The sequence below is a fragment of the Thermosinus carboxydivorans Nor1 genome (assembly GCF_000169155.1).
GTDB classification, from domain to species: Bacteria; Bacillota; Negativicutes; order Sporomusales; family Thermosinaceae; genus Thermosinus; species Thermosinus carboxydivorans.
Window position 1 is genome coordinate 1 of the sequence record NZ_AAWL01000001.1, and the last position, 25920, is coordinate 25920.

The following is a 25920-nucleotide window of genomic DNA, read 5'->3' on the forward strand; positions in this document are numbered from 1 at the left end:
ACCGGAATTATTTGCACTTCTTTTTTTAGAAGCGCCGCACATCTGGCGTTTATGCTTACATTGTTCAGTTTTCAAGGAACACAGTCCGCCGCCATCAGGGCGACGACAGTTATTTATGTTAACACAAGCTTCTCGCTGTGTCAACAGCTTTTTTCTTAGCAACTTTTACCGTCCGCCGCAGCAGCGGCTTTTTTATAATAGCATGATGCATTATGTTACGTCAAGAACTTTTTTCAATAACTACAACAGATTGCTTGGGATTATTATCATAACATATTTGGGACGTCCCGTCAATAATTTGTGCGAATATTCTGTTGCATGGTAGTGTTTATGAGCCACTTCCCTGAAGGCAACCTAAATCCGCTACTATGCCAGCTTTTTCTGGAACTTTATTATGCTTGCCGTAAGAGCGGCATCTGCATGGCCTGCATCTGAGTCACGGCCATGGTTGAGATAAAAATGCCGAGCGCCAGTGACGCGACAACAAACGGCGAAGTCAAGCCATAAAGGAGCCCGATGCTGCCGCGCACCGGCAAGTCAGAAATTGTTGTATAAATGCCAAAAAGCGGAGACATCCGTCCCCGCTTTTACAATTTTGCAATATTCCCCAAAACCAGGCTTTCCAAACGTTTGTCAGGCTTAGCAACGACAGTCTAAAGAAAGCCGTCCGCTAGCCTACTATTTTGGCAATCACCAGTGTGCCAATCAGGCCTAAAACCGCCGCAATGGTCGTTGAGACGGTATAGATTGGGAACATTTGTTTCATAGGAATGCCCATTGATTCCTTTACAAACCAGAAACCAGGATCGGTTACGTGCGAAGCACCAATCGCGCCGGCGCCAATTGCCACCGCCACCAAAGCCGGATCAAGGTTGGGATACGCCGTCAGCACCGGCATAATAAAGCCGGCAGATGTCATCATGGCAACCGTAGCGCTGCCGATGGCGAAACGCATGACAATCGCGATTACCCACGCCATAACCAGCGGACTAATCTGAATGGCCGTTAACACTTGTTTAAGAACATCGCCTAAACCACTGTCCATGATGACCCGGTTAAATGCCCCGGCGGCGCCAATAACCAGGATAATCGTCGCCATCGGGCCCATTGCTGTTTCGGTCTGTTTCGCCAAATCGGCAAGACTGAAGCCACGCTTTAATCCCATCACGAAATATGCCAGGACTGCGGCAAGGAACAGTGCCGTGATTGGACTGCCGAAAAAGTTGACGATCGGCATATATGGCGCGTTTTTCGGGGCCACCAGTTCAATAATGGTCTTGCCGATCATTAATAGGAGGGGAAAAAGAATGGTAAAGAGAGTAAGGCCAAACGGAGGCAGGTTCTCATCAGGAGTAGGCGCAATATTGCAATATCGCTCAGGCGGCTGAAAATCAAATTTTTTCGAAAGCCACTTGCCGTAGATAGGGCCGGCAATCGCTGCCGCCGGCAGACCAACCAGCAGTCCGTAGAAAATCACTTTGCCAACATCCGCCTTCAAGGATAAGGCTATCGCCATAGCCGCCGGATGCGGGGGCACAATACAGTGCACAACAGTTAGGGCGGTAAGCATGCCCAGCGCGACCTGAACAAGCGGGCGCTTGGATTCCATAACAACACAGAAAAGAATGGGCGTTAAGAGTACAATGCCAACTTGGAGGAAAACGGGAATACCGCTAATATACGCAACCACCATCATTGCCCAGGCAGCCCGGTTTTGGCCCAAGATATTGATCAGCGTCCTGGCCAGCCTTTCCGCGCCGCCGGAAATTTCCATCATTTTACCAATGATTGCGCCAAGAGCAAGGATGGGCGCCAAAAAGCCCAGCGTACCACCCATCCCCGTCTCAATGGATTTTCCGATTTGCTCCAACGGCATGCCGGTAGCAAAGGCAATGAAAAAACATGCTGTCAACAGGGAGACGAACGCGTGAATACGAAATTTGATACTGAGAACGATGATAAGAAGAATGGCCAAGCCAAGCACGGTGAGCATTGCTGTTGTATGTTCCATACTCTTCCCTCTTTTTTAGCAATATTAACGCTCTTGTCTAATTATGGGGAGCATATCCGGCGCGTGTGTCAGCACTGTTATTTTGGCATTTTCACCATATTTGGCCAACGCTGCATCAACTGCCGCTTGAACATTCGCAAACGGTTTAAAGCCTAGTTTAACGGCATCATCTTCGCTAATTCCATGCGACACGATATAGACATCCTCGCGTTCTTTGACCTGTGCCCAGGCAATGGCTAACGCGGCGGCAACTTCGTCCGCTAATTTTTTCTCAGTGACCAGCTTCCAAAGCGCTTGTGACGAATAGGGGGTAATGTCAAGAATGTCGGCATGCGTAACAGCCACGCCTTCGTAGCAGGGAGTAACGACAATGATGGTGCCACCGGCTTTTACCGCGAGGTCGGAAGGATATAGCGTTTTATGGGCCTGCCAGAATTCCAAATCGCAGGGGTGCGAACTAGAAAGGACAATGTCCGCCTCCTCGGGAATTTCGACGGCATACACTTCTTTTGACAGTTTAACGCCTGCTTGAAACGCTTCTTCCAGATCGCCGAAGAAAGCGCCGACAACCTCGCCGTGACGGTTGAGGACGGTATTAAAAATCGTGTTCATGCCAATCTGCCGGGCAATCATATTGAGTTCACGGCGAACCGGGTTGTCTTCTACCCCTAGATAGGACCGGGGCGCCCTTACACTCAAAAGATGCGTCTCGGCCGTAGTCTGTTCGCCCGAAATACCGGGCTGGACAATTTTGGCACCGCCGGCAAATCCCGGAATATGGTGAGGAACAATGCTACCGACGCCTATTTTAAAGTCAGCTTCATAAGCTTCACGGTTCACCCATACGCTAGTACCGTTTGGCGTTTTACCAAGGTCGATCAGCGCTTCCGGATTTTTAAAGTCATGGTTTTTAATAGCTACTCGCTTAACGGTTTCCTCGCCAAATTTAGCCAATATTTCTTCATTATTCATAAACCGGTGCGTGCCGAGGGCAATAATTACCGTTACCTGCTCATCCTTGATCCCTGCCGCATTCATCTCGTCAAGGAGTACAGGAATAATCTTATCGGTAGGTGTAAGGCGGGTGTTGTCATCCGCAACAATAACGACTTTTTTCGCCCCCTTGACCAATTCACGAAGCGGTTTGGTACCGATTGGGTTGTTTACCGCCCGTATTACCTCTTGTTTTACATCAGCGACAGCTGCTACATCTTTAGGGGAGTATACGCCGATAAGGTTTTTCCGGGGAATTATTACCTCGACCGTTTCCCGGCCATAAGGCAGCGTAACTTTAATTTTTTCCACAACCATCCGCCCTTTCAAAACTAATGGCTATTTGCGGTAGTACGCCCGCGGGCCATCCGGGCCGCAAGGTAAATGGCCTCGGTCATGCTACGGCTGTCGGCGGTGCCTTTGCCCGCCTTGCCGAAGGCCGTGCCGTGGTCAACGGAAGTACGGATAAATGGCAGGCCCACGGTGACATTGACGCCTGTTTCAAAGGCCAATACTTTCATGGGAATATGCCCCTGGTCATGATACATCACGACGACAATATCGAATTCGCCCTTTATTGCCGCCCGGTAGAATACCGTATCGGGAGCGATGGGTCCAAAGACGTTGAACCCCAGCCGTTTGGCTTCTTCTACCGCCGGAATGACTTCGTCAATTTCTTCGTTGCCGAATAACCCTCCCTCGCCGGAATGGGGATTGAGTCCGGCGACAGCAATGCGCGGCCTGTCAATGCCCAAAGCGCGGACTGCCTGGTCCGCCAGCTCGATTACCCTAAGGACCCGGTCTTTATTAATTAGGTCGCACGCCTTTCTGAGCGCCACATGGGTAGTGACGTGGATGACGCGCAGTTTGTCGCTGGCCAGCATCATGGCATAATCCCGGGTGTCCGAAAGATGGGCCAATATTTCCGTATGCCCCGGGAACGGATAACCGGCGGCATTAAGCGCTTCTTTGTGCAGCGGCGCGGTAGCGATTGCCCCGATTTGGCCGCTCATGGCCAGCGCTACCGCTTTCGCCAAATATTCATAGGCCGCCTTGCCCGCCCGGGCGTCAACTTTGGCAAACGGCAAATCAGGGGGCAGGTTAGCAAGGTCTAGTACATCCACATTTTGAAATTCAAAACGCGCTTCTGCCACATCGCTGATTGCGCGAAACGCGAGCGGTTTGCCCACAATCCGCGCCGCCCTTTCCATGATGCCTTTATCCCCGATAATGAGCGGACGGCAAACATCATAAACGCCTTGATCGTCCAAGGCCTTTACAATTATCTCCGGGCCAACGCCAGTTGCGTCGCCCATTGTGATGGCAACAACAGGTTTCACTGTTTCATCTCCTTACGATTTTAAGCAATGTACGGCTTTTACTAGCGCATCTTCACCGCCAAAGGCGCCTGCCTTGGTTACTACCTTGAGCCCGTCACAAAGCCCGCCGGTCAAAAAGCCTACCGGTATGCCCGGCGCGACCTCGCTTGCCACGCTAAGACTCGCCGCCCCGAGCGCCCGGCAGACGCTGACGGCAATATCGCCGCCTGTCAGCACCATTCCAGCCAAAGTAAGCTCGGACGCCAAACCCTTGCCTATTTCGCCCAAAGCGCCAGCGACAATGTCGCCCACTTGTTGGGCGGTGTAGCCTAAAGCCGCGCCTTGGGCCTTGGTATGCTCGACGACCTCCTCCGCATAGCCGGAAGCGATCACCACGTCATAGCCTTCGCGCAGCGCCGCAGCAGCCTCTGCGCAGCACCGCTTTACCTCACCCGACCGGGTCGGTTCGGCCAGCAGGGCGCGCGCATCTACTTCAATGCCTTTTACGTTGGCATTCTGTTTTAACTTCGCGACCTGGCCCCGGGTAACACCGCTCACACTGCCGGCAATAACCAGTACCGGCGAACTTTGCTTGCGGGCCGTAAGACCCAATACTGTAGGCAGCCATTGTGCCAGCCCGGCCGAACCCACCCAGAGAACAGGCTTGCCAAGGTTGGCCGCCGCGGCGGCAATCAACGCAAGCTGTTTATCCTCCCAGGCATCGCAGACAATGACTTCCTTGCCGCAGCCTATCAGCTCTTCCAGCGCTGCCTGGGTAGCATCTTCGCCCTTTAGCAGTGTTTTAAAGCTCAAATGACCCACCGGCCGGCGCGTTTGTTCCGCGATGAGTGTCGGAATGTGCGATTCCTTAACCGGGCATCTAGGATCGCGGGCTATTTCCGTTGCTTCCAACGGAATATTATTTAGCAGGTGATAGCCGCCAATCACGCACCGCCCGTTTTGGGGATAAGCCGGTGCAACGATGGCTGCCGCCTGGCCGCAGGTGTCCATTATGGCGTCGATTTCGGCGCCCAGATTGCCGCGCAGTGTCGAGTCGATTTTCTTATACACGGCAGCAATTCCGCTTGCCTTGACAATGGCCGCCGCCTGCGCTACCCGCCGGTAGGCTTCTGCTGATGAAATTGCCCGGCTATTGGTGTCAATCACGATAATGTCCGCCTGAGTTGCCGCCGCATCCTGGCTACCAAGCAGCACTTCAACAGTCAGGCCCTGCTTGGCGAACTGCACGCCGGTGTCATTGGCCCCTGTCAAATCATCGGCAATAACGGCTAACTTTTGCACTCTCTGTACACCCCCCTCGCCACTAAATTTTATGTTATGGTGCAATATCAATGCAAATTATGTGCCAAACTAAAAAAATAAAACCAGGACAAGAAATGTCCCGGTTATGGTTGGCAATCTCCGTAATAAATTTTGTTGCATTATTCAACAGCATTGTTGCTTTTTTCTACACCGCGCAACTTGCGCCACAGCGTCGACCGGTCAATGCCCAGGCGCTTGGCCGCGCGGCTTTTATTATTGTTTTCTTCTGCCAACACTGCCGCGATATACTGGGCTTCCAAGTCTGCCAGGCTGGGTGCTGCTTGCTGCTTCCCCCGAAATGGCAACGTCTGGCCGCCCTGCAGTTCTTCTAGCAGCGCGCTAACCGCCGCCTTGCCGATTATTTGCTCTTCACTTAAGATTATCAACCGCTGGATGGCGTTTTCAAGCTCCCGTACGTTTCCCGGCCATTCATACTCCGCCAGCAGCTGTACCGCCAATGAGTCAATGTCGCTCACCAGCGGATTAAGATGGGAATGCTTACGCAAAAACGCTCTTACGAGCAGCGGAATATCTTCCTTTCGCTCGCGCAGCGGCGGCGCCGTCAAAGTAAGCAAATGCAAGCGGTAGTAAAGGTCGTCCCGAAATAACCCCTTTTCCACTAGATTTCGCAGATTCCGGTTGGAAGCGGCAATAATCCGCACATCAACGGGTATAATCCGGTCTCCCCCGATGCGGAGCACCTCCCGCTCCTGCAGCACCCTGAGCAGCCGGGACTGAAGCGGCAGAGGCATTTCGCTTATTTCGTCGAGAAAAATCGTCCCCCCGTGCGCCAACTCAAACAAACCGGGTTTACCGCCTTTTTTCGCCCCGGTAAACGCCCCCTCGGCGTAGCCGAACAGTTCGCTCTCCAGCAAATTTTCCGGCAAGGCCGCGCAATTCACGGCAACAAACGGACCGTTGGCCCGGTGACTGGCATTATGAATGCCCTGGGCCAGCATTTCTTTACCTGTTCCGGTCTCCCCTACGATAAGAACGGTAGCGTCTACCGCTGCGAACTTCCGGGCCCGCTCAATTAAGCCTTTCAATGCAGCGCTCTCCCCAATGATATCTGCCAGGCGAATCCTGGCAACCAACCCCTTGGCGTGCAGCTTCTGCCGGACAAGCCGCTCCAGCCGCTGTAGCTCGGTTACATCCCGAAAATTGGCGACCGCCCCAACCACCCGGCCGTTGACTTTTATGGCAAATCGCTGGGTCACTATTACCTTCTCGCCGACATACTGCAGCTCGCCGTCTTCAGAACCACCCTGGCGCAGAATCCGCGGAAGATTGGTGTTAGGAATTTTGTCCCGTATCTTGGCGCCAACGGCCGCCGCGGCCGGTATGCCGAAAACTTTTTCGGCTACCGGATTAAACAGGGTAATGCGTTCGGCATCGTCGATGGCAATAATGCCATCATGGCTGGAATTGACGATGATGCGGAAGAGCTCGGCCCGCTCCCGCTCGCTAATTCGCACCTCGGCAATGTTTTCCGCATCGTGAATGGCCTGGACAATGGCTTCTTTTCCCGAAGTAATCAATACTCCTTTTAACCCGAGCCGCGTGGCTTGTTTGATAGAAATGGCGTCACCGACAACCAATTCGATGCCGGCCTGGGCGGCTGCCGCGATTTTGCCAGGTGCATCGTCCCGGGAATCGATGATGATCTGTTTCAGCTCCATGCCCAAAACGGCGCCAATGCTCTCACAGCCGTAGACCACATTGCTAAACCCGATGATACCGATCTTTCCCTTGTACTCCCGCAATTGGGCAAGACAGCGAAGAATATCAAACGGCGTAACCTTGATCTCCACCACCGGGATGTCCAGCGTCCTGGCAATCAGTCTGGCCGTGCCACCGCGACTGATGATTACTTCCACGCCGCCGGCCACAGCCTGGCGGGCCGCCTGAACCCCATCATCCAAATCACCTTCATATACAGTGACATGGGCCCCCAGGTCGGCGACGACCGCTTCCGCCTCCGCCTTCAGCGCCGGATAGGGAGCAACAATGGCTATCCGCGGCTTCATAGCGTTCCTCCTCTGGAGTGAAAAGTAGAAAGTGGAAATTGGTAAGTAGTAAGTGGTTTTAGATATTCTTAGTTTAAAGATAAAAAAGTCCTGCGGCAAGATGCAGGACTTTTCGGCAATTTCAATATTAGGTCTAGATTTTTGCCACCAGTGTTCCGGTGTCAGCGATATGCCGGCTGAGACCAAGCTCTGTAGGCGCAAGGCCAAGGGCCAGACCAATCAGCTGGGCCAGGTGCAGGACAGGCATTTCCCGGTCACCGCCCACGGCTTGGCGGCCTTCGGGCTGGTACATGTCAAGCTGCATCTGACAGAGCGGGCACGGCGTGACTATACAGTCTGCTCCCGCTAAAGCAGCGCTTTGATTGGTCGTTCCCGTAATTTTCATCACATCTTTTTCGGCCGTGAAAACAGCGTGGAAACCGCAACACTGCAGTTTAGCCGCGAAGTCGACCGGCGTAGCGCCGAGGGCGCGGATAAGCGTCTCCAGCGACTTAGGGTTGGCGTGGTCCTCAAAGTTCATGACCGTCGGCGGCCGCAGGATATGACAGCCGTAGTATCCGGCCACCTTCAGGTTTTTGAGCGGCCGCTTGACTTTGGTCTTCAGTTTCTCCACGCCATAGTCGCGGATAAGCGCCCACAAGAGATGGGTGACATCAGTTGTCCCTTTATATTCAAGGCCCGCCTGGGCTAAAAAGCCGTTAATTTTTTCTTTTTGCCCGTTGTCCAGCTTGGCCTTGGCCTGGCGCAGCATGAGAGTACAGGTGTTGCATACCGTAAGCAGGGGCAAGCCTAGCTGTTCTGCCAGGACGAGGTTACGGGCGTTCACGGCCAGGGCCGTCGTCTCGCTGACATCCTGCAGGTGCGAACCGCCGCAGCACGTCCACCCCTCCAGCTCGACAAGCTCAATACCCAGGGCCGCCGCTACCTTCACGGTAGCCTGGTAAGCTTCTTTGGCAGCCGCTTCCAGGACGCAGCCGGGGAAAAAGGCGTAGCGCATCATTTTTCGGCCTCCTCTACTGCTTTGATGATAGCGCGGACCTGTTCAATGCCTTTCACCGGCTTGGGGAAATGGAAGGGATTGAGCTTGCCCTTCCGCAAGAGGCGCAGAGCGAAGGGCAGCCGGGTCGCCGACTTGACCACCCCTTCGGTCCGTAAAGCCAGCAGCATTTCATTCAAGCGGCCCGTATCCTTAATGTCCTTGAGAAAGGCAACGGCGTGACGGGCGCCGGGGTTGTCCGGCAGGCGCCGCTTAATCGAGAGCTGGCGCAGTTTGGCGATTTCCTGCCCGGGAGCAACGTTCTTCGGGCATTTGGTGACGCACTCGACGCAGTGCATGCACTTCCACAGCCCTTTGTTAAAGGTGGCCTCGAGCCGCTCCTGGCTCGCCTTGTCGCGGGAATCAGATACGAACTTGCCGGCCTTGGCATAGATGAATGGCTCATAGAAATCACTGCCGTCGGCCGACAGTTTGCTGCACTCGGACGCGCAGGCGCCGCAGAGAATACAGCCGGCCTGGGTATCAATCTTTTTAAAGTCCGCCGGAGTCTGGCGGCACCCGGTTTGGGGCGTAAATTCATCATGGGGAATGAGCCACGGCTTGACTTCCGCCAGCCGCTGGGCCTTCGGCTCCCAGTCCACCACCAGGTCGCGGATGACTTTGAAGTTAGCCAAGGGCTGCAAAAATAACGTATCGGTATTGTAACGCTTCAGTACCGCATCCAGGGGTGTTTCACAGGCCAGCATGGCCTGTCCGTTGACCCGGACAGCGCAGGCGCCGCACACCGCCGAGCGGCAGGAAGCGGTAAAGGTGAGCGTCGGGTCGAGGTCTTCTTTTATCTTGATAAGCCCCCACAAAATAGTTTTGCCGGGCTCATGGTCAAACTGATATTCCTGCAGATAGCTTTTTTCGCCATCAAAACGTTCAATTTTATAAGTTATTTTGCCCATCAGTATTTCCTCTCCGCCGGTTGATACTTGGTGACGACTACGTCGCGATAAGACAACTTGTAAGCGTCGCCTTCCTTGGTTACAAGGGTGTGTTTGAGGAAGTTGACGTCGTCGCGGTGCGGATAGTCTTCCCGCAGGTGGCAGCCGCGGCTTTCAGTCCGGTTAAGCGCCCCGAGCACAACCGCTTTAGCGACCGTTAGCATGCTGCCAAGTTCAATATAGTTAACAAAGGCGGTATTGTACACCAAATTGGTGTCACCCACCCGGCAGGACTGATACTCGACCAGCAGGCTGTCCACCGTATTAAGCGCCTCTTCCATCTCGGCGCCTTTGCGGAATACTCCCACCTTGTTACCACATGGCCTCGGCCAGGCGGTCGCGGATAGACGCCACCGTCGGCCCATCGGTACGAGCCAGCGCCTGAGCCCGTTTGGCCTCCCACGCCTTAGCGGCCTCAAGCACCGCCCCTTCATTGTGGAAGGAACGTTCTAGCGCGCACGCCTGCGCGCCTTTACCGGCAAACTTGCCGAAGACGACGATATCGGCCAGCGAGTTCCCCCCGAGGCGGTTGGCGCCGTGGATGGAAATGCAGGAGCATTCCCCGGCGGCGAACACGCCTTCCACGGCCGTGGCGCAGGTACGGTAGTCGACTACGTCGATGCCACCCATCGAGTAATGGCAGCTCGGCCGGATGGGAATCGGCTGCTCGATGGGGTCGACCTGTTCAAACGCGATAGCCAACTCACGGATTTGCGGCAACCGCTCGAGAATTTTCTCCCGGCCGAGGTGGCGCAGGTCGAGCTGGACATAAGCGCTCATCCCAGCGCCGCCAAACCCGCGACCTTCCTTGATTTCCGTTTCAATAGCTTGGGACACCAGGTCACGGGTAGCTAGTTCCATTTTTTCCGGCGCGTAGCGCTGCATGAAGCGCTCGCCTTTATTATTAATTAGGTAACCACCCTCGCCGCGGGAGGCTTCGGACATCAATATGCCGGTGCCGGCCAGGCCGGTGGGATGGAACTGGACGAATTCCGGGTCTTTGAGAGCAATGCCGGCATTGAGGCAAGCCGCCATCCCGTCCCCAGTGGAAGCAAAAGGGTTGGTAGTGCGCAGCCAGTACATCCGGCCGGCACCGCCGGTAGCCATGACCACGGCTTTGGCAATAATGGGCACAATGCGGCCGGTCTTAAGCTCCAGCGCCACCACGCCGCACAGCTTGCCCTGGTCAACCACCAGCTCTAAGAGATACCACTCCTGCAACACTTTTACGTTATATTTCAGGCACTGCTCATACAAGGTGTGGAGAATCACCAGGCCGGTCTTGTCGGCCGAATAGCAGGTACGCGGCGAGGAAGCACCGCCGAAAGGACGCTGGGCGATACGGCCTTCTTTATCTCGGGAAAAAGGCACGCCGAAATAATCGAGCTCGCGGATACAGTCCGGGGCATTGGCGGTAAAAAACTCGATGGCATCCTGGTCGCCCAGGTAATCGCTGCCTTTAACGGTATCAAAAAAGTGCTTCTCGATCGAGTCGTTGGGATCGGCATTCTTCAGAGCCCCGTTGATGCCGCCCTGGGCACAGCCAGTGGCCGAACGGGTGGGAAACATCTTGGTCATCAGCGCGACGCTGACGCCGCCTTGCCGGCTGGCTTCCAGAGCCGCCCGCATGCCGGCGCCGCCGCTGCCGATTACAAGGACGTCAAACTTTAACATACGTCACCTCAATCTAAGTTTGGTTAGTTGCCGGTTATTCCTGGCGATATTGCCGCTGGCCTTCTTCATAGAAATTGCGGCCCTGGCTGTCGATGGCGACAATTGCCGGGAAGTCCTCTACCTCGGCCGCAGCCAGCGCCTCCGGCCCGAGGTCTTCGTAGGCGATAACTTTATAAGACTTGATCCGCTTCGAGATGAGGGCCGCCGCCCCGCCGGTGGCGACAAAATAGACGGCGCCATGGCGTTTCATGGCCTCCACTACCTCAGCCGAGCGGTAGCCTTTGCCGATCATGCCGCGCAGACCCTCGGCAAGCAGGCGAGGCGTATAGGCATCCATCCGACCGCTGGTAGTCGGGCCGGCCGAGCCGATGGGTTCACCGGGCTTGGCCGGGGACGGGCCGGCGTAGTACACAATCTGGTCGGTAAGATCCACCGGCAGCTTTTCCCCGCGCGCCAGCGCCTCGACCATACGCTTGTGGGCGGCGTCGCGGGCAATATAGATTGTGCCGGTCAGCAGCACGCTGTCACCGGCTTTGAGCTGCGCTACCGTTTCTTTCGTCAAGGGAGCAGTCACGCGAATCTGTCCAGACATGGCGGTTCCTCCTCACTTACAGCACAATTTCGGCATGCCGGGTGGCATGACAGTTGATATTGACAGCTACAGGCAGCATGGCGATATGGGTGGGAAACCACTCGATATTGACGGCGAGGGCGGTAATCCGGCCACCGAGGCCCTGCGGCCCTACCCCTGTTTTATTGACAAGTTCCAGAAGTTCAGCTTCCAGTTTAGCGTATTCAGGATGATCATTTCGCTTATCCAGCGGACGGATAAGCGCCTTTTTGGCCAGTAGCGCCGCCTTCTCCATGGTGCCGCCAATGCCGACGCCGACCACGATAGGCGGACAGGGATTAGAACCGGCATTGGCTACGGTTTCGACGACAAATTTTTTGACGCCCTGTACCCCGTCCGACGGCTTGAGCATCTTGAGGGCGCTCATATTCTCGCTGCCGGCCCCTTTCGGCGCCAAGGTGATTTTAATTTTATCCCCCGGTACGCTGTCGACGTGAATAATGGCCGGAGTATTGTCGCCGGTGTTTTTGCGGTTGAACAGCGGCTCCTGCACGGCCGATTTCCGCAGATATCCTTCTTGGTAACCTTTGGCTACGCCGGCGTTAATGGCCTCGACCAATGTACCGCCCACAATCTGGACGTCCTGACCGAGTTCGACGAACACTACCGCCAGACCAGTATCCTGGCACATCGGTTTGTCCTCTTCCCGGGCAATACGGGCATTCTCAATAATCTGCGCCAAAATCTCGCGGCCCAGCGGCGACTCTTCCTTCGCCTGAGCCTCCACCAGCGCCTGGTGCACATCGTCGCCGAGATAGTAGTTGGCTTCCACGGCCAGCTTGGCGACAGCTTCGGTAATTTTTCCCGCCTCAATCGTACGCATATCCAGCCTCCTGTCCCTCACATTATTTGAGTAAATTTTCACAAATAAAAATTTAAGAAAAAGTGAGGATAACCCCTTTTTTATAAGTCTATCACCTTTATTTATTAATTTAAAATAATTATAATCTATTATATAATAGTTTTTGTCTATTAATTGGGGAGGAGCGCCAGTGGAACTGCGCCAACTGGAATACTTTCAAATGGTCAGCCGGCTTAGCAGTTTTACTAAGGCGGCCGAAAAACTGCATGTCGCCCAGCCGTCGGTGACGAGCGCCATCGGTAAACTGGAAGACGAGCTCGGCATCCGCCTGTTTGACCGCAACCAAAAAAAAGTGGCCTTAACGGCCGAAGGGCTGATTTTTCAGCGGCGGGTAGATAAAATCCTGCGGGAAGTGGCGGAAACGCTGGCCGAAATGCACGACCTGAAGAACCTTAACCGCGGGGCCATTAAGGCTGCGGTGCCGCCGATGATCGGCGCCTATTTGTTTCCCAATATCTTTACCAGTTTCAAAAAGGCGTACCCCGGCCTGGACCTGCAGGTCTTCGAAGAAGGGTCGCTGGCCGCGCGCACGATGATTGAGCGGGAAGAACTCGATCTAGGCATTATTATCCTTCCGGAGGAAACCGATGTTTTTCACACCCTGCCCATCGTAGAGGAAGAAATCGTCCTCTGTCTGCCCCCCGCGCATCCGCTGAGCGGCAAACAGGCTGTTACTTTCAGCGAGCTGCGACATGAGCCCTTTATCCTGCTCAAGGAGGATTCGTGCCACCGCCAGCTTATTATTGACCGCTGCCGACAAAACGGCTTTGCGCCGCGAATCGTATTTTCCTCCAACCAGATCCAGACCATCAAGGCGCTGGTGGCAAAGGGCGGCGGCATCTCGTTTCTGATGCGAATGGTGACGGAAGACGCCAAAAACATCACCACCGTCCCCCTGGCGCCGGCGCTGAAGATCCGCATCGGCCTCGCCTGGAAGAAGGATAAATATTTATCGAAAGCGGCCCGGGCGTTTATCGATTTTGTCGCCGGCAGGTCAATAAATCAATCCCAGCCCTAATGCCAAAGCCGCGAGCACAGCTTATTTTGCGCTCGCGGCTTTTAACTATTTCTGCTTTGTTCTTATAGCTCCCGTTTATATAGTGTCATTTTACCGTGGCTGGACACCGGTACAAAATTCTGGATTTGCAATTTTGCCTGGAACGGTTGCTGATCATGAGCGTTTACGACGACATATGTCGCCGGATTGGTTAGCGTGCGGGTATAAAATACATCCTCAGGTTCTGTCGGCATGGTATATTTACCTGCCCAGATACCGCGCGCTTTAATACTTTCCTCGCTGGTGACCAGTCGTATTACAAGGTAATCACTATAAAATACCGCCGAGGTTGGGTAATCACCATAAGACGCAACTATTGCCCCTTCCTTGGGCAGCGCCGTAATTAAAGCTTTAGCCGAACGAGCATCTGCATAGGCTGAAAACCCATAACAGCTTATAACTAAACTAAGCGCGGCCACCGCCAGGGCCGTGGCGGCCGGCATTAGCCGGCTATTACCCCGGATCTGCAGCCAAATGAGCGCAATAATCGCCGCCCCGCTTAGCGAATATACGACAAACCAGTCTGGATTTGCTTTTAAATATTTTAGTCCGATGGCCAATCCGGCAAATAATAAACCGGCAGGTATGGTAAGCCATAACCATTCAGTCCGCCCTGTGTTGTTTTGCATCAGGGCCATATAGCGGCCGGTAATAATTGCCGCCGGAAAAAGCGCGGGGAAAACATAGGTCGGATACTTTGTAGCCATCATGGTAAAAAAGACCAGAATTACCGCTGCCCATACCCATAAAAACCGCTCATGCATCGCCTGGGAACGGACGGCTAAACTGCCCAGAGCCTTTAGGAAAAGACCGGTCCACGGCAGCAAGCTCAGCGGAAACAATACTAAGTAGTAGTAAAAAACATTGTCCTTGGGATGCTCGGCAACAGTTGCCCTAATATAATTGTGCAAACCCAAGAATGTGTTAATAAACTCCGCTCCATGCGCTTTGTACATGTAAAAATACCATGGCAGAACTATAGCACCGAAAACTGTCATGCCGGAAATAAGCGAGAGTTGCTTAAACAATGCCCATCGGCGCGAGACCAATATATAAGTAAAAATGACTAACGCCGGCAGGACAATGCCGACCGGTCCCTTCGTCAAAACAGCCAGTCCGGAACTTGCATATGCCACGATAAACCATTTTTTCCCTTGCCCTAATAACCCTAAGTAGAAAGTGGCCAACGCGACGCTGACAAAGAAAAATAAACAGGCGTCAGTTATAATCATTTTGGCCAGTATCCAAAACTGCAGCGACGTCCCCAGCACCAGTGCGCTCAGCATTGCCGTCCGTTGGTCTGCATAAATCCGCTGAACAAACCAATAGATAAAACTGACGCTTAACGCACTAAAGAGCGCCGACGGAAACCGGGCGGCAAACTCATTGACGCCAAATAACTTGTAACTAAAGATAATCAGCCAATAAATCATCGCCGGCTTATCGTACCAGTATTGCCCGTAAATCCGGGGCGACAGCCAGTCCCCGCTAAGCAGCATTTCTTTCGCGGTCAGGGCGTAATTGGCCTCTACCGGGTCAGTAACCGGAATGGACGCGTTAAACAACAGATACACCGCCGCCGCGGCAAAAAAGATAAACGTCATCGCTAACAACCGTTTTATATTCCTCACCCCACAGCTTTTTTCGCCAATAAAACTTGAACTTTAAGGCTTAAGCAACCCCAGACCACTTAATATTCTGACCGCGGCAGCGCCTACCAGGGGAATTTGCATGATATCCCGCTCGCTTAGCCCGCCCATTAGCAGTAACACAACAACGTAAACAATCGCCGCTAGCAGCATGGTCGCCAGCGTTGTCTGCGTTTCCGTAAGGATTTTTGACGCGGCGTCATAAAATACATAAATACCGGCGCTCATCACCGCCGCCGCAAAAATATTTATCCCCAAAGCCCTCAGATCCATCCTAAAGCCGGTGTAGCGATAAACAAAATACAAATTCAAGAAGGCCGCTACGCCCATATCGGCGGCGGTAGCCCACGCCGCCCCCTTTATCCCCAATGCCGGCAGAGCGACAAGGCGCCAATTGAGCACGACTTTGACCACCGCAGATATTCCCATGTTTACAACCGGTATGGCGGTATGGCCCAACCCTTGGAGCACGCCGGTAGTCGTCTGGTGCAATCCCAGCAGGTATACGCTGACGGCAAGAACGCTCACCACTTCGCCAGCCTGGGGCGCGTGGTAAACAAAAGTAGAAATTGGCGTCGCCAGCAGCCACAACACTGCGGCGGCGGGGATGGTTACGATATTGGTCAGCCGTATCGCCGCCGCCGTGCGCTGTATAATCTGCTCACCATTTCCTAAGGCGCATGCTTCCGCCACAGCTGGTACTAGGCTAGTAGCCAGCGCCGCCGTGAACAGGGTCGCCAAATTGACCAGCGGTACCGCCATGCCGGTCAAATACCCGAACAGTTCGGTTGCCTGCTCTACCGTATAGCCAGCCGCTTCCAGCCGGGCCGGCACAATAAACAGATCTAGGTTAGCCACCAGCGGCAGCATGATGCTGGATATAGATACCGGCAGCGCGAGGACGATAATCCGCCGCATAATGCTCTTGGCGTTTTCCTGCGGAAAACTGCTTGGCAGCAGCCTTGCCTGTGCGGCCACATCACGCTGCAGCCGCCAATAATAATAAAGCAAAACAGCTAAACCGGCCGCCGCCCCCGCGCCCGCCCCTAAACTCGCGCCGCCGGCGGCATAGTCAATCCCCTTGGGCAAAAGCAGGGCGGCAAAGATCAGCATGGTCGCGACCCGGAAAAGCTGCTCGACAATTTGGGACACGGCGGTCGGCGTCATAATCTGCCAGCCCTGCAGATAGCCGCGAAAGCTGGACAACACCGTAACCAGAAAAATCGCCGGCGATAAAGCGAGCAGCGCATAGTAGGCACGGGCGTCGCGAATAAAGCGGAGTTCGACCAGCCAGCCAGCGCCAAAGTACATGAGCATACTGAAGCCGAGGCCCATTGCGACCAAAAGAATGAGCGACAGTTGAAAAATGCGGTTAGCCCCCCGGTAATCCCGGAGCGCTACTTTTTCCGCGGTAATAATCGAGATCGCTGTCGGAATGCCGGCGGTTGAAAGACTTAACGCCAAAAGATAAATCGGAAATGCCATCTGATAGAGGCCAATTCCTTCCCCGCCCAACACCCGGGATAAAATAATCCAGTTCAATGACCCAATAACTTTGACAATGATGCCGGCCGCAGTTAAGATGAGCGTGCCTTTAAGAAACTGATTGGCGCCATGTCTGTTGTCTTGTATTTGCTGCATTTCCTCACTTTTCTCCAGTCTTTATATCCAGTTTACCACTTCGCCCTATTCCGGATCAGATGCATATGTTTTTTCTTAAATAATAAATTCCCAGTACTATTAGGCCGGCAACCACCACGAGGCTGGCTTTATGCCCGATGGCACTAATTTTTTGCCAGTTTTCTCCTAATAACATACCGGCGTAAATTAACCCAACCGTCCACGGAACAGAGCCTAACAGAGTATAAAGAACAAATTTAACAAAATCCACTTTGGCAAACCCGGCCGGCAGGGAAATAAAGGTCCGTACCACGGGCAACAAGCGACTGTAAAAAACAGCTTTCAACCCATACCGGTCAAACCACCTCTGCGCCATATGCACATGGCGGTGGGACAGAAAAACATACTTGCCGTATTTTGCAACAACGGGCCGCCCGCCATAATAGCCTATCAGATAAGCCACGACCGAACCAATCAGCCCGCCGGCCACTCCGGCCACGACCGCCTTGGTAAAGTCCAGCTTGCCCAGATAAACAAGATAACCGGTAAAACCAAATATCACTTCACTCGGTACCGGTAAACACGCGCTTTCCATGGCCATCGCGACGACAATAGCGGTATAACCCCATAGGGCGATATAGTTAATAATAATATAAAAAAATTGTTCCATAAATAATTTCTCCTTAAATAATAACATTAAAACAAGTACTTTTTATTCTTTTTTTGTAAACCACTTCATGAGCATACCACCAAATGCGGTGGCACAAGCCCCTGTCAAGGCAATAATGCCGAAAACCGGCACATTGAACACAAGGGCAATTAATACAGCGCCCAGTAAAGTGCCGGTGACCGGTTTGGCATTACCGGGCGTGATATTTAGCGGCAAGTTTTGCCCAATAGCGAGGCTTACGCCTCCCAGGCCGGCCGCTATCGTCACCAGAACCAGCAGGCCGGCAATAACTGCAACCGGAAGGCCGATAATGGTCATGGCTAAGAAAATTATGAGGATAATGGCGGCTAGGCCGCCAAAGATGCCGGCTACGGCGGCTTTGGTCGGACCGGCGCCGATAATTTCGCCAACTTCCTCCACACCGACCGGCCAGGCCCAGGCAAAAAGTACGGGAATAATAATTAAACTCAAAGTAAGGAATAATTTAAACATCCATAAAGCAAGAATAACAATCCCTGCCCCCATGAGGGTAGCGGCCAAATCGAAATTACCGCCAAAACGGAATACGCCTTTGCCTACATATGCGCCGCTTTCAGCACGTAAATCGCCGCCCAAGACGATAACATGGTCGCGAATGTAGGCCGTTGAAGTTAATATTGCGTTGCCGTTCACGACAACCACCTCGTCCTTGACATTGCCGGCAATGATAGCATTGCCGCCAACCACAATTACGTTTTCCACGGTTGCGTCGGCAGGAACCTCGGCATCGGTGAAACTGACAATATTGCCGTTTGTCACCGCCGCTGCCAGGACTGGCATGACGGTACTAAAGACTAACAGAAAACACATTAGTAAAATATTGATAAATCGCTTAATGTTCATGCGTGCCTCCTAAGATAAGATAACCCGCCGCGTTGCCCAGGTCATAACAATAAGCGTGAAGGCAAGCACCGTCAGGCTGCTTAGCTTGACTGCCGGGAAAGCGGCCAGAATAATCCCGGGGATGGGGAGCAAGTTAACCAGTAACTCGGCTGTTATTGCTAAAACAGGATAGATGACAGGCAATACTACAGCCATCCCTATAACCAAAAGAGCCAATAGCGCCGCTCCTAAAACGACCAGGAACCGGGACAGCGCCATCGCCCGAGCCGGTTCCGGCAGGCTGGCCAGCACCCGCCCGGTAAAAGCTTCGTCCAGTTCAACAGCGGTAATATGGCGGCGATATAGCGCCAAAGACGCCTTGATTTCTTCCAGTTGAGCCCGGCAGGCGCCGCACGCGGCCAAATGGTTTTCCACGTCGCGGCACGTCAGGCTGTTTAGTTCATTGTCCAGATAATCATATAAAAGTTCCGCGCATTCCCGGCAATTCATAAAACCACCTCTGATTTTTGTACGGCCCGGCGCAGCTTGTCACGGGCATGATTGATACGGGATTTCACGGTCCCTAAGGGAATATCAAGCATCGCGGCAATTTCATCATAAGCCAATCCCTCAATCTCCCTTAGTACCAATACCGCCCGGTGTTCAGGGGGCAGTTCGGCTAACAGTTTCGCCATCATCGCCTCCCCTTCCCGTTTTTCGGCAGCGGTTTCCGGCGTTTCTCCCTGATAGAACAGCTCAGCGGCATCGTCAATGGGTACAAATTGTTTGTCTTTTGCGCCTTTTTTATAATTAATACTGGTATTGACAGCAATCCGCACAAGCCAGCCGTAAAAAGCCTCTTCAGCTTTTAAGGCGCTGATGGCTTTAAAGGCTTTGATAAAAGTATCCTGGGCAATATCCTCGGCATCCTCGCGTCTGCCCACGATACCGTAAGCCACCGCAAATATCCGGCCCCGATAGAATTCCACCAGCTTGCCGAAAGCCGCTTTATCACCGGACCGCGCTTTACTCACCCATGCTTTTACATCTTTATCCAAAATGTTTCACCCGGCTAACGGTTATTAACTTTTTCTAACCTCGCAATAGGCAGTTTGGCCTCAATCATATGCCAAAGAGTAAATAACAAAGCAGCCGGTTTTTCGAGTATCGCCTTATTTCGCTCCACAATCCAGCTGCTAATCAGCCCAACCAGCATTCCGCCCAAAATATCGCTTGGGTAGTGAAGACCGACATAAACACGGGATAAAGCCACCAGACCGGCAAACAGCATTAGCGCCTTGCCGCCCACAACATGTCCCATCAGACTACCGGCGATTGAAAACGCTCCTGCCGCATGGTCGCTCGGAAAAGACGGATCTTCAGAAACAGGCAGCAACCGGTTGACCGGATTGTGCACATATGGGCGTTCACGGAACCAGGCGTGACAAATTATCTGGTTAATACCGAGCGCCAGCAGCGCGGAAAAAAAGGCATACATCGCCCGTCGGCGGTTTTGTTCCACTTCGTCTTTAGAACCCCCGCCGAACCATAAACCTATTAGATAGATGCCAAATACCGCCGGACCATATTGCGAAATAGCCATCATCGCTTTATCAAGCCAAATCCAATGACCGGCGAAACTGTTAATAAGCTTTAGTAGCATATTATCGTAAAACATGTTTTTCCCCCTTTTATTAGTCTTTCACCATTTAAGACCGAAGTAAGTTTAAAAAAGTTCACGAAAACAAGATATTTTTGCTGGTATATTATGTAAAACGCCCTGCCGGGAATCCCGTCAGGGCGTTTACCTTATACAAGTCTATTTTAATCACTATCCGATTTTTTGTCTACGGCCGCCAGGGCAACAACACGATCATTTTCACCCACGCTCATAACCTTGACGCCTTGTGTATTGCGGCCGGTGACCGAGATTTCATCCACCTTGGTGCGAATAACAACGCCGTCGCCGGTGATAAGCATCAGTTCCTGGCCCGGGCGCACTACTTTAAGACCGATGACTTTACCGGTCTTCTCGGTAATCTTGTTGTTAATAAGGCCTTTGCCGCCGCGCGATTGCTGACGATACTCCTCAACCGGCGTACGTTTGCCATAGCCGGCCTCGGTTACAGTCAGTACATGGCCGTCTTTTTTCACCGTATCCATGCCGACAACGACGTCACCATCCCGCAGAGTAATACCCTTAACGCCGTGAGCGGTGCGGCCCATAACCCGCACCTGGCTTTCCGGGAAGTTGATGGCCATACCGTCGCGGGTACCGAGCAGGATATGCTGTTCGCCGTTGGTCAGTTTGACGTCAATCAGCTCGTCATCCTCATCCAGCGTCAGAGCAATCAGGCCAATTTTCCGAGCCGTGTCAAACTCTAAAAGCTCGGTCTTTTTGACAATGCCCTTCTTGGTGGCCATGAAGAGATATCGGTTGGCGCTGAATCCTTGATGGGAATAACAGCAGTGATTTTTTCGTCTTTTTCCATCGGCAGGAGGTTGATGATGGCCGAGCCTTTGGCCGTGCGCCCGGCGTCGGGCAGTTCATAGCCCTTTAGGCGGTATACCCGGCCTTTGTTGGTAAAGAAGAGGATATTATGGTGGGTAGTCGCCACGAATAAATGCTCCACAAAGTCCTCTTCTTTGGTACCCATGCCGGTTACGCCTCGGCCGCCCCGCCGCTGGCTGCGGTAGGTGTCGACCGGCAGGCGCTTGACATACCCCTGGTGGGTAATGGTGATGACGATGTCCTCATTGGCGATGAGATCCTCGACCTCCAGTTTGGACACATCGCTGGTAATAACCGTGCGGCGTGCATCGCCGAAGCGCTTTTTCACGTCCAGCAGCTCGTCCTTAATGATGCCCATAACTTTGCGTTCGTCCGCCAAAACGGCCTCCAGCCATTCGATGGTTTCAAGGACGTCCTTGTACTCCTCTTCGATTTTTTCTCGCTCCAGGCCGGTAAGGCGTTGGAGACGCATGTCGAGGATGGCCTGCGCCTGCTTCTCGCTGAGCGCAAACTTGGCGATTAGCGCGTCACGGGCAATTTCCGGCGTTCGCGACTGGCGGATGGTGGTAATAACCTCGTCCAGGTGGTCAAGGGCGATTTTGAGGCCTTCCAAGATATGGGCCCGCGCCCGCGCCTTTTCCAGTTCGAACTTGGTGCGCCGGATGATGACGTCTTTCTGGTGCTCCAGATAGTAGTGGAGCATGTCGCGCAAGTTGAGGATGCGTGGCCGGCCGTCCACCAGGGCCAGCATGATCACGCCGAAGGTTTCCTGAAGCTGGGTGTGTTTATAGAGCTGATTTAAAATGACGTCGGCATTGACGTCACGCCGCAGTTCGATAACAACGCGCATGCCGGTGCGGTCGCTTTCGTCCCGCAGGTCGGTTATGCCGTCGATGGTCTTGTCTCGCACCAGGTTAGCAATGGTTTCCACCAGTTTTGCCTTATTGACCTGATAGGGAATTTCCGTAACCACAATCCGGTGCTTACCGCTGGACATCTTTTCCACGCGGGCCTGGGCCCGCATCTTGATGACGCCGCGGCCGGTAGTATAAGCCTGTTTGATGCCGTCCCGCCCGAGAATAAGGCCGCCGGTCGGGAAATCAGGGCCCTTGATGGCCATCATAAGCTCTTTAACCGATACCTCGGGGTTGTCAATCATCATTACCAGGGCATCCACCACTTCGCCCAGGTTATGCGGGGGAATATTGGTGGCCATGCCGACAGCAATGCCAGCCGAACCGTTAACCAGCAGATTGGGAATTTTCGCCGGCAGTACGGTCGGCTCTTTGAGCGACTCGTCATAGTTGGGAACAAAATCTACCGTGTCCTTGTCAATATCAGCCAGCATTTCCTCGGCGATGCGGGACATGCGCACTTCGGTGTAACGCATGGCCGCCGCCGCATCCCCGTCTACCGATCCGAAATTCCCATGGCCGTCAATGAGCGGATAGCGGGTAGAAAAATCCTGGGCCATCCGCACGATGGCGTCGTAGACTGAACTGTCGCCATGGGGATGGTATTTACCTAAAACTTCCCCCACAATACGGGCTGACTTTTTATAAGGCTTGTTTGGCGTCATGCCCGCTTCATGCATGGCGTACAGAATGCGGCGGTGCACCGGCTTTAAGCCGTCGCGCACGTCCGGCAGGGCCCGCATGACAATGACGCTCATAGCATAGTCAATATAGGAGTTTTTCATTTCCTCCTCTATGCGCACAGGCAACACTTTGCCTAAGCCAAAATCCACATTTTCACCTCCCAATGCGCAAAAATACCTCAAACATATATCATTTCCTTATCTATGTAAAAAATTCCTGCCGCGCCGCTTGTCGCCGGACAAGCAGCCCATAGTTACCAAATGCCAGTCTCGACCATATATTAACGTGAAAGAGTGCTTAAGTTTACCTTAGGAGGCTGAGCAGGCTATGGATATGGGATTATTTTATGTTATTTTGCTTGGGGTCGCCGTCAGCATCGACGGTTTTGTTGCCGGCGTAGCCTACGGCCTAAAAAACATCAGAATGCCGGTCAAATCGCTGGCGGTTATTGGCGTTGTCACCGCCGTCATGACCGGGTTCGCCATGCTGAGCGCCTATGTATTCAGCCGCTTTATCGCTACCGACATCGCCATTATCCTTGGCGCAGTGCTGTTAATCCTGCTGGGTCTATGGAGCCTCTTCCAGCAGTACTTAACCAAAGACGTCCCGTCCTATGAAGCTGACGGCGAAGTTACCGCCCGTAAACTCACTTTCTCCATCGGCCGCCTAGTGATTAGCATTATGGCCAAGCCGGAAACCGCCGACGTCGACCGTCTTGGCTATATCAGCACCCTGGAAGCCGTCTTCCTCGGCATCGCCGTGGGCTTAGACGCCATGGTCGGCACCTTTGCCGCCGCTCTCATGGGTGTATTGCCGCTCTATACCCCGGTGGAGGTGGGCGTCATCCACATCCTGTGCGTCGCCAGCGGCTGCTATTCGTCGGCGCGCTTTGTCTCCGACCGTCTGAAAAAACGCTTTCCCTACCTGCCTGGTACGCTGCTGATCATCCTCGGCCTCATCCGGCTGGCCTAACATAAACCGCCATTAGCGCGCAGGTGGACCGTCGTGACCGTCCGCCTGATTTTTTTATCGCCTCTTAACATTTTATGGACATACTACTACAATAATAAATAAGTATATATACTTAGCGGAGGTTTCATAATGTTTCGCATCCTTACCATCAATCCCGGATCCACATCCACCAAAATCGGCATTTATGAAGACACGCGCGAGGTACTGGCGCAAAACCTGAGCCACAGCGCCGACGAACTTGCCGAATTCCCCACCATCACCGACCAGTTTGATTACCGCCTGGGAAAAATCATGGACTTTCTCGCAGCGCAAAACCTCTCCCCCCGCGACTTTGCTGCCATTGTCGGCCGGGGCGGTCTTCTCAAGCCCATGGTTAGCGGTACATATCTAATTAATGAAGCCATGCTCGACGACCTCAAACACAGTCGGTACGGCGCCCATGCCTCCAACTTAGGCGCCATTTTGGCGGCCATGCTGGCCAAAGAAGCCGGCTGCCCTGCCTATATTGTCGACCCCGTCGTCGTCGATGAACTCGAGCCGGTAGCTCGCATCACCGGCCGGCCGGAAATCGAGCGCCGCAGCATTTTTCACGCTCTCAACCAAAAGGCGGTGGCCAAGCGCTTCGCCAAGAGCATCAACCGCCCTTACGAAGAACTTAACCTCATTGTCGCCCATCTCGGCGGCGGCATCTCGGTCGGTTGCCACAAACAAGGGCGAGTGGTGGAAGTCAATAATGCCCTGGACGGCGAAGGACCCTTTTCGCCCGAACGGGCTGGCACCATGCCGGCCGGCCAATTTGCCGACCTTATCCTGAGTGAAGGCCTGCGGCGGGAAATGGTCGCCAAAATGCTGGCCGGCAAAGGCGGTCTTGTCGCCCACCTCGGCACCAATGACGCCCGCGAAGTAGAAAAGCGTATCGCGCAAGGGGATAAGGAAGCCAAATTGGTCTATGACGCCATGATTTATCAGGTGGCGCGCGCCATCGCTGCCGCCGCCGTGCCGGTATGCGGCAAAGTGGATCACATCCTGCTTACCGGCGGCATCGCGTACTCCAAATACCTGACTGGCAAACTGGAAGAATATATCGGCTTCATCGCCCCCATCGTCGTCCTGCCCGGCGAAAACGAACTGCAGGCCTTGGCCGAAGGCGCCTACCGCGTCCTTACCGGCGAAGAACAGGCCAAAGAATACCGGTAGCAAGCGCCAAAGACCCTGTATGCCAAAACTGGCATACAGGGTCTTTCGTTTATGCTGTTACCTTATACAGCCTAGAGATGGAAACGAGACAAAACCTTGGCCGCCTGAGGCGCGATGTACGGCCATAGGCCTGAACCGGCCATCATCAAACCGCTTACCGAGATAACGGCTAGACCAATGCGCCGGAAATGGGCAGCATCCAGCCGGGAAAAAAGTTTTTCTCCAAGCCAAAAGCCAATAAGCAAGCCTGGTAAGGCCAAGACCATCGGAGCCACTAGCTTCGAAAGCTGCACGCCGCCGATTATCACCGACATAAGAAACGACGCCGAGTTACCCAATAGGAAATATCGAGCCAGATTGGCACGGAGTATATCCTTGTTTTCCCCTTCGTTCATATAGTACAGGACGACCGGCGGACCGTTAAGACTGGTCGTAGAAGCAAGGAAACCGCTGATGAGCCCCGTGACCGCCTTGGCCAGGCCATGCCGCCTGATATTAAGGCGGATATTAGCGTTCATCGCCGCCGTGGCCGCCAGCAGCACGATGCCGATGAACAATTTGAGGGCGCTGTCGCTGATATAGCGCAGCACAATAGCGCCCGGCAACGCGCCCACCAAACTAGCTAAAAAGATTGGCATGACGCTGGCAACCCGGCCCACGTGCCAGGTCTTTACCGTCAACGCCGCCTTGATAATCAGCCCGGAAAAAAGAATAAACAGCACCACTTCTTTGGGGTTCATCGCGAAAGCCAGCAGGGGAGCAGCGGCAAGGGCATAACCAAAGCCGGTCAACGTCTGGAGGAAACCGGCAAAGACGACGACGGCAAAGATATAAAGAGTGCTTAACGTAAACATGCATACCCTCCGGAAGAATATTAAAAAATTCAGACACTACTTTTTATATCTTAACGCGTTTTTCCCGTTTTATAAATACCCCACCGCAGGCGTAAACAGCCGTC

Annotated in this window: 23 protein-coding genes and 1 pseudogene; 3 read left to right on the plus strand and 21 right to left on the minus strand. The window is 53.5% G+C overall.

The window, feature by feature from the left end; all coding sequences use genetic code 11:
- Positions 1–392: 392 nt before the first annotated feature.
- The 12 genes from TCARDRAFT_RS00005 to TCARDRAFT_RS00055 all read right to left on the minus strand — a co-directional run bounded on the left by TCARDRAFT_RS00005 (position 393) and on the right by TCARDRAFT_RS00055 (position 12787).
- Positions 393–575, minus strand: coding sequence for a hypothetical protein (locus tag TCARDRAFT_RS00005; RefSeq protein WP_040682868.1), 183 nt, complete (start codon positions 573–575; stop codon positions 393–395).
- Positions 576–670: 95 nt separating this feature from the next.
- Entirely contained in the window at positions 671–2011 is a 1341-nt protein-coding gene (locus TCARDRAFT_RS00010) for a GntT/GntP/DsdX family permease (RefSeq protein WP_007287957.1), read from the minus strand.
- Between the two features lie 24 nt (positions 2012–2035).
- Entirely contained in the window at positions 2036–3316 is a 1281-nt protein-coding gene (locus TCARDRAFT_RS00015) for a nickel-dependent lactate racemase family protein (protein ID WP_007287958.1), read from the minus strand.
- A 20-nt stretch (positions 3317–3336) separates the two neighbouring features.
- On the minus strand, positions 3337–4344 hold the full coding sequence (gene pdxA, locus TCARDRAFT_RS00020; RefSeq protein WP_007287959.1) for a 4-hydroxythreonine-4-phosphate dehydrogenase PdxA: 1008 nt from the start codon (positions 4342–4344) through the stop codon (positions 3337–3339).
- A 12-nt stretch (positions 4345–4356) separates the two neighbouring features.
- A complete protein-coding gene (locus tag TCARDRAFT_RS00025; protein ID WP_007287960.1) occupies positions 4357–5625 on the minus strand; it encodes a four-carbon acid sugar kinase family protein in 1269 nt (422 codons plus the stop codon).
- A gap of 140 nt (positions 5626–5765) precedes the next feature.
- Positions 5766–7673, minus strand: a complete 1908-nt coding sequence (locus tag TCARDRAFT_RS00030) for a sigma-54-dependent Fis family transcriptional regulator (protein WP_007287961.1) — start codon at positions 7671–7673, stop codon at positions 5766–5768.
- A gap of 133 nt (positions 7674–7806) precedes the next feature.
- Complete coding sequence (locus TCARDRAFT_RS00035; protein ID WP_040682896.1) at positions 7807–8670, minus strand: CoB--CoM heterodisulfide reductase iron-sulfur subunit B family protein; 864 nt, start codon at positions 8668–8670, stop codon at positions 7807–7809.
- Positions 8670–9620, minus strand: coding sequence for a succinate dehydrogenase/fumarate reductase iron-sulfur subunit (locus TCARDRAFT_RS00040; RefSeq protein WP_007287963.1), 951 nt, complete (start codon positions 9618–9620; stop codon positions 8670–8672). Before TCARDRAFT_RS00040 ends, TCARDRAFT_RS00035 begins: the two co-directional genes overlap by 1 nt.
- Entirely contained in the window at positions 9620–9967 is a 348-nt protein-coding gene (locus TCARDRAFT_RS15650) for a fumarate reductase/succinate dehydrogenase flavoprotein domain protein (protein WP_007288239.1), read from the minus strand. Before TCARDRAFT_RS15650 ends, TCARDRAFT_RS00040 begins: the two co-directional genes overlap by 1 nt.
- 4 nt (positions 9968–9971) lie before the next feature.
- Positions 9972–11333 carry an FAD-binding protein gene (locus TCARDRAFT_RS00045; RefSeq protein ID WP_007287964.1) on the minus strand — a complete coding sequence of 454 codons (1362 nt, stop codon included), beginning with the start codon at positions 11331–11333 and terminating at the stop codon, positions 9972–9974.
- A gap of 34 nt (positions 11334–11367) precedes the next feature.
- Positions 11368–11925 (minus strand): Fe-S-containing hydro-lyase, encoded by a 558-nt coding sequence (locus tag TCARDRAFT_RS00050; RefSeq protein ID WP_007287965.1) that lies wholly within the window; start codon positions 11923–11925, stop codon positions 11368–11370.
- A 16-nt stretch (positions 11926–11941) separates the two neighbouring features.
- Entirely contained in the window at positions 11942–12787 is an 846-nt protein-coding gene (locus tag TCARDRAFT_RS00055) for a fumarate hydratase (RefSeq protein WP_007287966.1), read from the minus strand.
- A 169-nt stretch (positions 12788–12956) separates the two neighbouring features.
- On the opposite strand from TCARDRAFT_RS00055, the gene TCARDRAFT_RS00060 reads away from it, so the two are divergent.
- On the plus strand, positions 12957–13844 hold the full coding sequence (locus TCARDRAFT_RS00060; RefSeq protein WP_007287967.1) for a LysR family transcriptional regulator: 888 nt from the start codon (positions 12957–12959) through the stop codon (positions 13842–13844).
- 62 nt (positions 13845–13906) lie between these two features.
- On the opposite strand, the gene TCARDRAFT_RS00065 is transcribed toward TCARDRAFT_RS00060, so the two are convergent.
- The 8 genes and pseudogenes from TCARDRAFT_RS00065 to gyrA form a co-directional block, all read right to left on the minus strand.
- On the minus strand, positions 13907–15487 hold the full coding sequence (locus tag TCARDRAFT_RS00065) for an ArnT family glycosyltransferase (protein ID WP_050769556.1): 1581 nt from the start codon (positions 15485–15487) through the stop codon (positions 13907–13909).
- A gap of 60 nt (positions 15488–15547) precedes the next feature.
- Positions 15548–17173: a putative polysaccharide biosynthesis protein gene (locus tag TCARDRAFT_RS00070; RefSeq protein WP_007287969.1), complete on the minus strand. Its 1626-nt coding sequence runs from the start codon at positions 17171–17173 to the stop codon at positions 15548–15550.
- 55 nt (positions 17174–17228) lie between these two features.
- Positions 17229–17822 carry a DedA family protein gene (locus TCARDRAFT_RS00075; protein ID WP_007287970.1) on the minus strand — a complete coding sequence of 198 codons (594 nt, stop codon included), beginning with the start codon at positions 17820–17822 and terminating at the stop codon, positions 17229–17231.
- Between the two features lie 42 nt (positions 17823–17864).
- Entirely contained in the window at positions 17865–18704 is an 840-nt protein-coding gene (locus TCARDRAFT_RS00080) for a hypothetical protein (RefSeq protein WP_007287971.1), read from the minus strand.
- 9 nt (positions 18705–18713) lie between these two features.
- Positions 18714–19193: an anti-sigma factor family protein gene (locus tag TCARDRAFT_RS00085; RefSeq protein ID WP_007287972.1), complete on the minus strand. Its 480-nt coding sequence runs from the start codon at positions 19191–19193 to the stop codon at positions 18714–18716.
- Positions 19190–19741, minus strand: coding sequence for an RNA polymerase sigma factor (locus TCARDRAFT_RS00090; RefSeq protein WP_007287973.1), 552 nt, complete (start codon positions 19739–19741; stop codon positions 19190–19192). The genes TCARDRAFT_RS00085 and TCARDRAFT_RS00090 overlap by 4 nt, the downstream gene beginning before the upstream one ends.
- Positions 19742–19755: 14 nt before the next feature.
- Positions 19756–20361: an undecaprenyl-diphosphatase gene (locus tag TCARDRAFT_RS00095; RefSeq protein ID WP_007287974.1), complete on the minus strand. Its 606-nt coding sequence runs from the start codon at positions 20359–20361 to the stop codon at positions 19756–19758.
- A 146-nt stretch (positions 20362–20507) separates the two neighbouring features.
- Positions 20508–22942: pseudogene (gyrA, locus tag TCARDRAFT_RS00100) on the minus strand (DNA gyrase subunit A).
- Between the two features lie 178 nt (positions 22943–23120).
- On the opposite strand from gyrA, the gene ytaF reads away from it, so the two are divergent.
- Both ytaF and buk read left to right on the plus strand, forming a co-directional pair.
- Positions 23121–23765, plus strand: coding sequence for a sporulation membrane protein YtaF (gene ytaF / locus TCARDRAFT_RS00105; RefSeq protein WP_007287977.1), 645 nt, complete (start codon positions 23121–23123; stop codon positions 23763–23765).
- Positions 23766–23894: 129 nt separating this feature from the next.
- A complete protein-coding gene (gene buk / locus TCARDRAFT_RS00110) occupies positions 23895–24962 on the plus strand; it encodes a butyrate kinase (protein ID WP_007287978.1) in 1068 nt (355 codons plus the stop codon).
- 71 nt (positions 24963–25033) lie between these two features.
- Here the strand turns inward: buk and TCARDRAFT_RS00115 are convergent, their stop codons facing one another.
- Positions 25034–25816, minus strand: a complete 783-nt coding sequence (locus tag TCARDRAFT_RS00115) for a sulfite exporter TauE/SafE family protein (protein ID WP_007287979.1) — start codon at positions 25814–25816, stop codon at positions 25034–25036.
- Positions 25817–25920 lie beyond the last annotated feature (104 nt).

Coding starts and splice junctions, on each gene's coding strand:
- TCARDRAFT_RS00005 (WP_040682868.1), bottom strand. CDS start 575: ATGTCTCCGCTTTTTGGCATTTATACAACAATTTCTGACTTGCCGGTG.
- TCARDRAFT_RS00010 (WP_007287957.1), bottom strand. CDS start 2,011: ATGGAACATACAACAGCAATGCTCACCGTGCTTGGCTTGGCCATTCTT.
- TCARDRAFT_RS00030 (WP_007287961.1), bottom strand. CDS start 7,673: ATGAAGCCGCGGATAGCCATTGTTGCTCCCTATCCGGCGCTGAAGGCG.
- TCARDRAFT_RS00035 (WP_040682896.1), bottom strand. CDS start 8,670: ATGCGCTACGCCTTTTTCCCCGGCTGCGTCCTGGAAGCGGCTGCCAAA.
- TCARDRAFT_RS00040 (WP_007287963.1), bottom strand. CDS start 9,620: ATGGGCAAAATAACTTATAAAATTGAACGTTTTGATGGCGAAAAAAGC.
- TCARDRAFT_RS00045 (WP_007287964.1), bottom strand. CDS start 11,333: ATGTTAAAGTTTGACGTCCTTGTAATCGGCAGCGGCGGCGCCGGCATG.
- TCARDRAFT_RS00050 (WP_007287965.1), bottom strand. CDS start 11,925: ATGTCTGGACAGATTCGCGTGACTGCTCCCTTGACGAAAGAAACGGTA.
- TCARDRAFT_RS00055 (WP_007287966.1), bottom strand. CDS start 12,787: ATGCGTACGATTGAGGCGGGAAAAATTACCGAAGCTGTCGCCAAGCTG.
- TCARDRAFT_RS00065 (WP_050769556.1), bottom strand. CDS start 15,487: ATGACGTTTATCTTTTTTGCCGCGGCGGCGGTGTATCTGTTGTTTAAC.
- TCARDRAFT_RS00070 (WP_007287969.1), bottom strand. CDS start 17,173: ATGCAGCAAATACAAGACAACAGACATGGCGCCAATCAGTTTCTTAAA.
- TCARDRAFT_RS00075 (WP_007287970.1), bottom strand. CDS start 17,822: ATGGAACAATTTTTTTATATTATTATTAACTATATCGCCCTATGGGGT.
- TCARDRAFT_RS00080 (WP_007287971.1), bottom strand. CDS start 18,704: ATGAACATTAAGCGATTTATCAATATTTTACTAATGTGTTTTCTGTTA.
- TCARDRAFT_RS00085 (WP_007287972.1), bottom strand. CDS start 19,193: ATGAATTGCCGGGAATGCGCGGAACTTTTATATGATTATCTGGACAAT.
- TCARDRAFT_RS00095 (WP_007287974.1), bottom strand. CDS start 20,361: ATGTTTTACGATAATATGCTACTAAAGCTTATTAACAGTTTCGCCGGT.
- ytaF (WP_007287977.1), top strand. CDS start 23,121: ATGGATATGGGATTATTTTATGTTATTTTGCTTGGGGTCGCCGTCAGC.
- buk (WP_007287978.1), top strand. CDS start 23,895: ATGTTTCGCATCCTTACCATCAATCCCGGATCCACATCCACCAAAATC.
- TCARDRAFT_RS00115 (WP_007287979.1), bottom strand. CDS start 25,816: ATGTTTACGTTAAGCACTCTTTATATCTTTGCCGTCGTCGTCTTTGCC.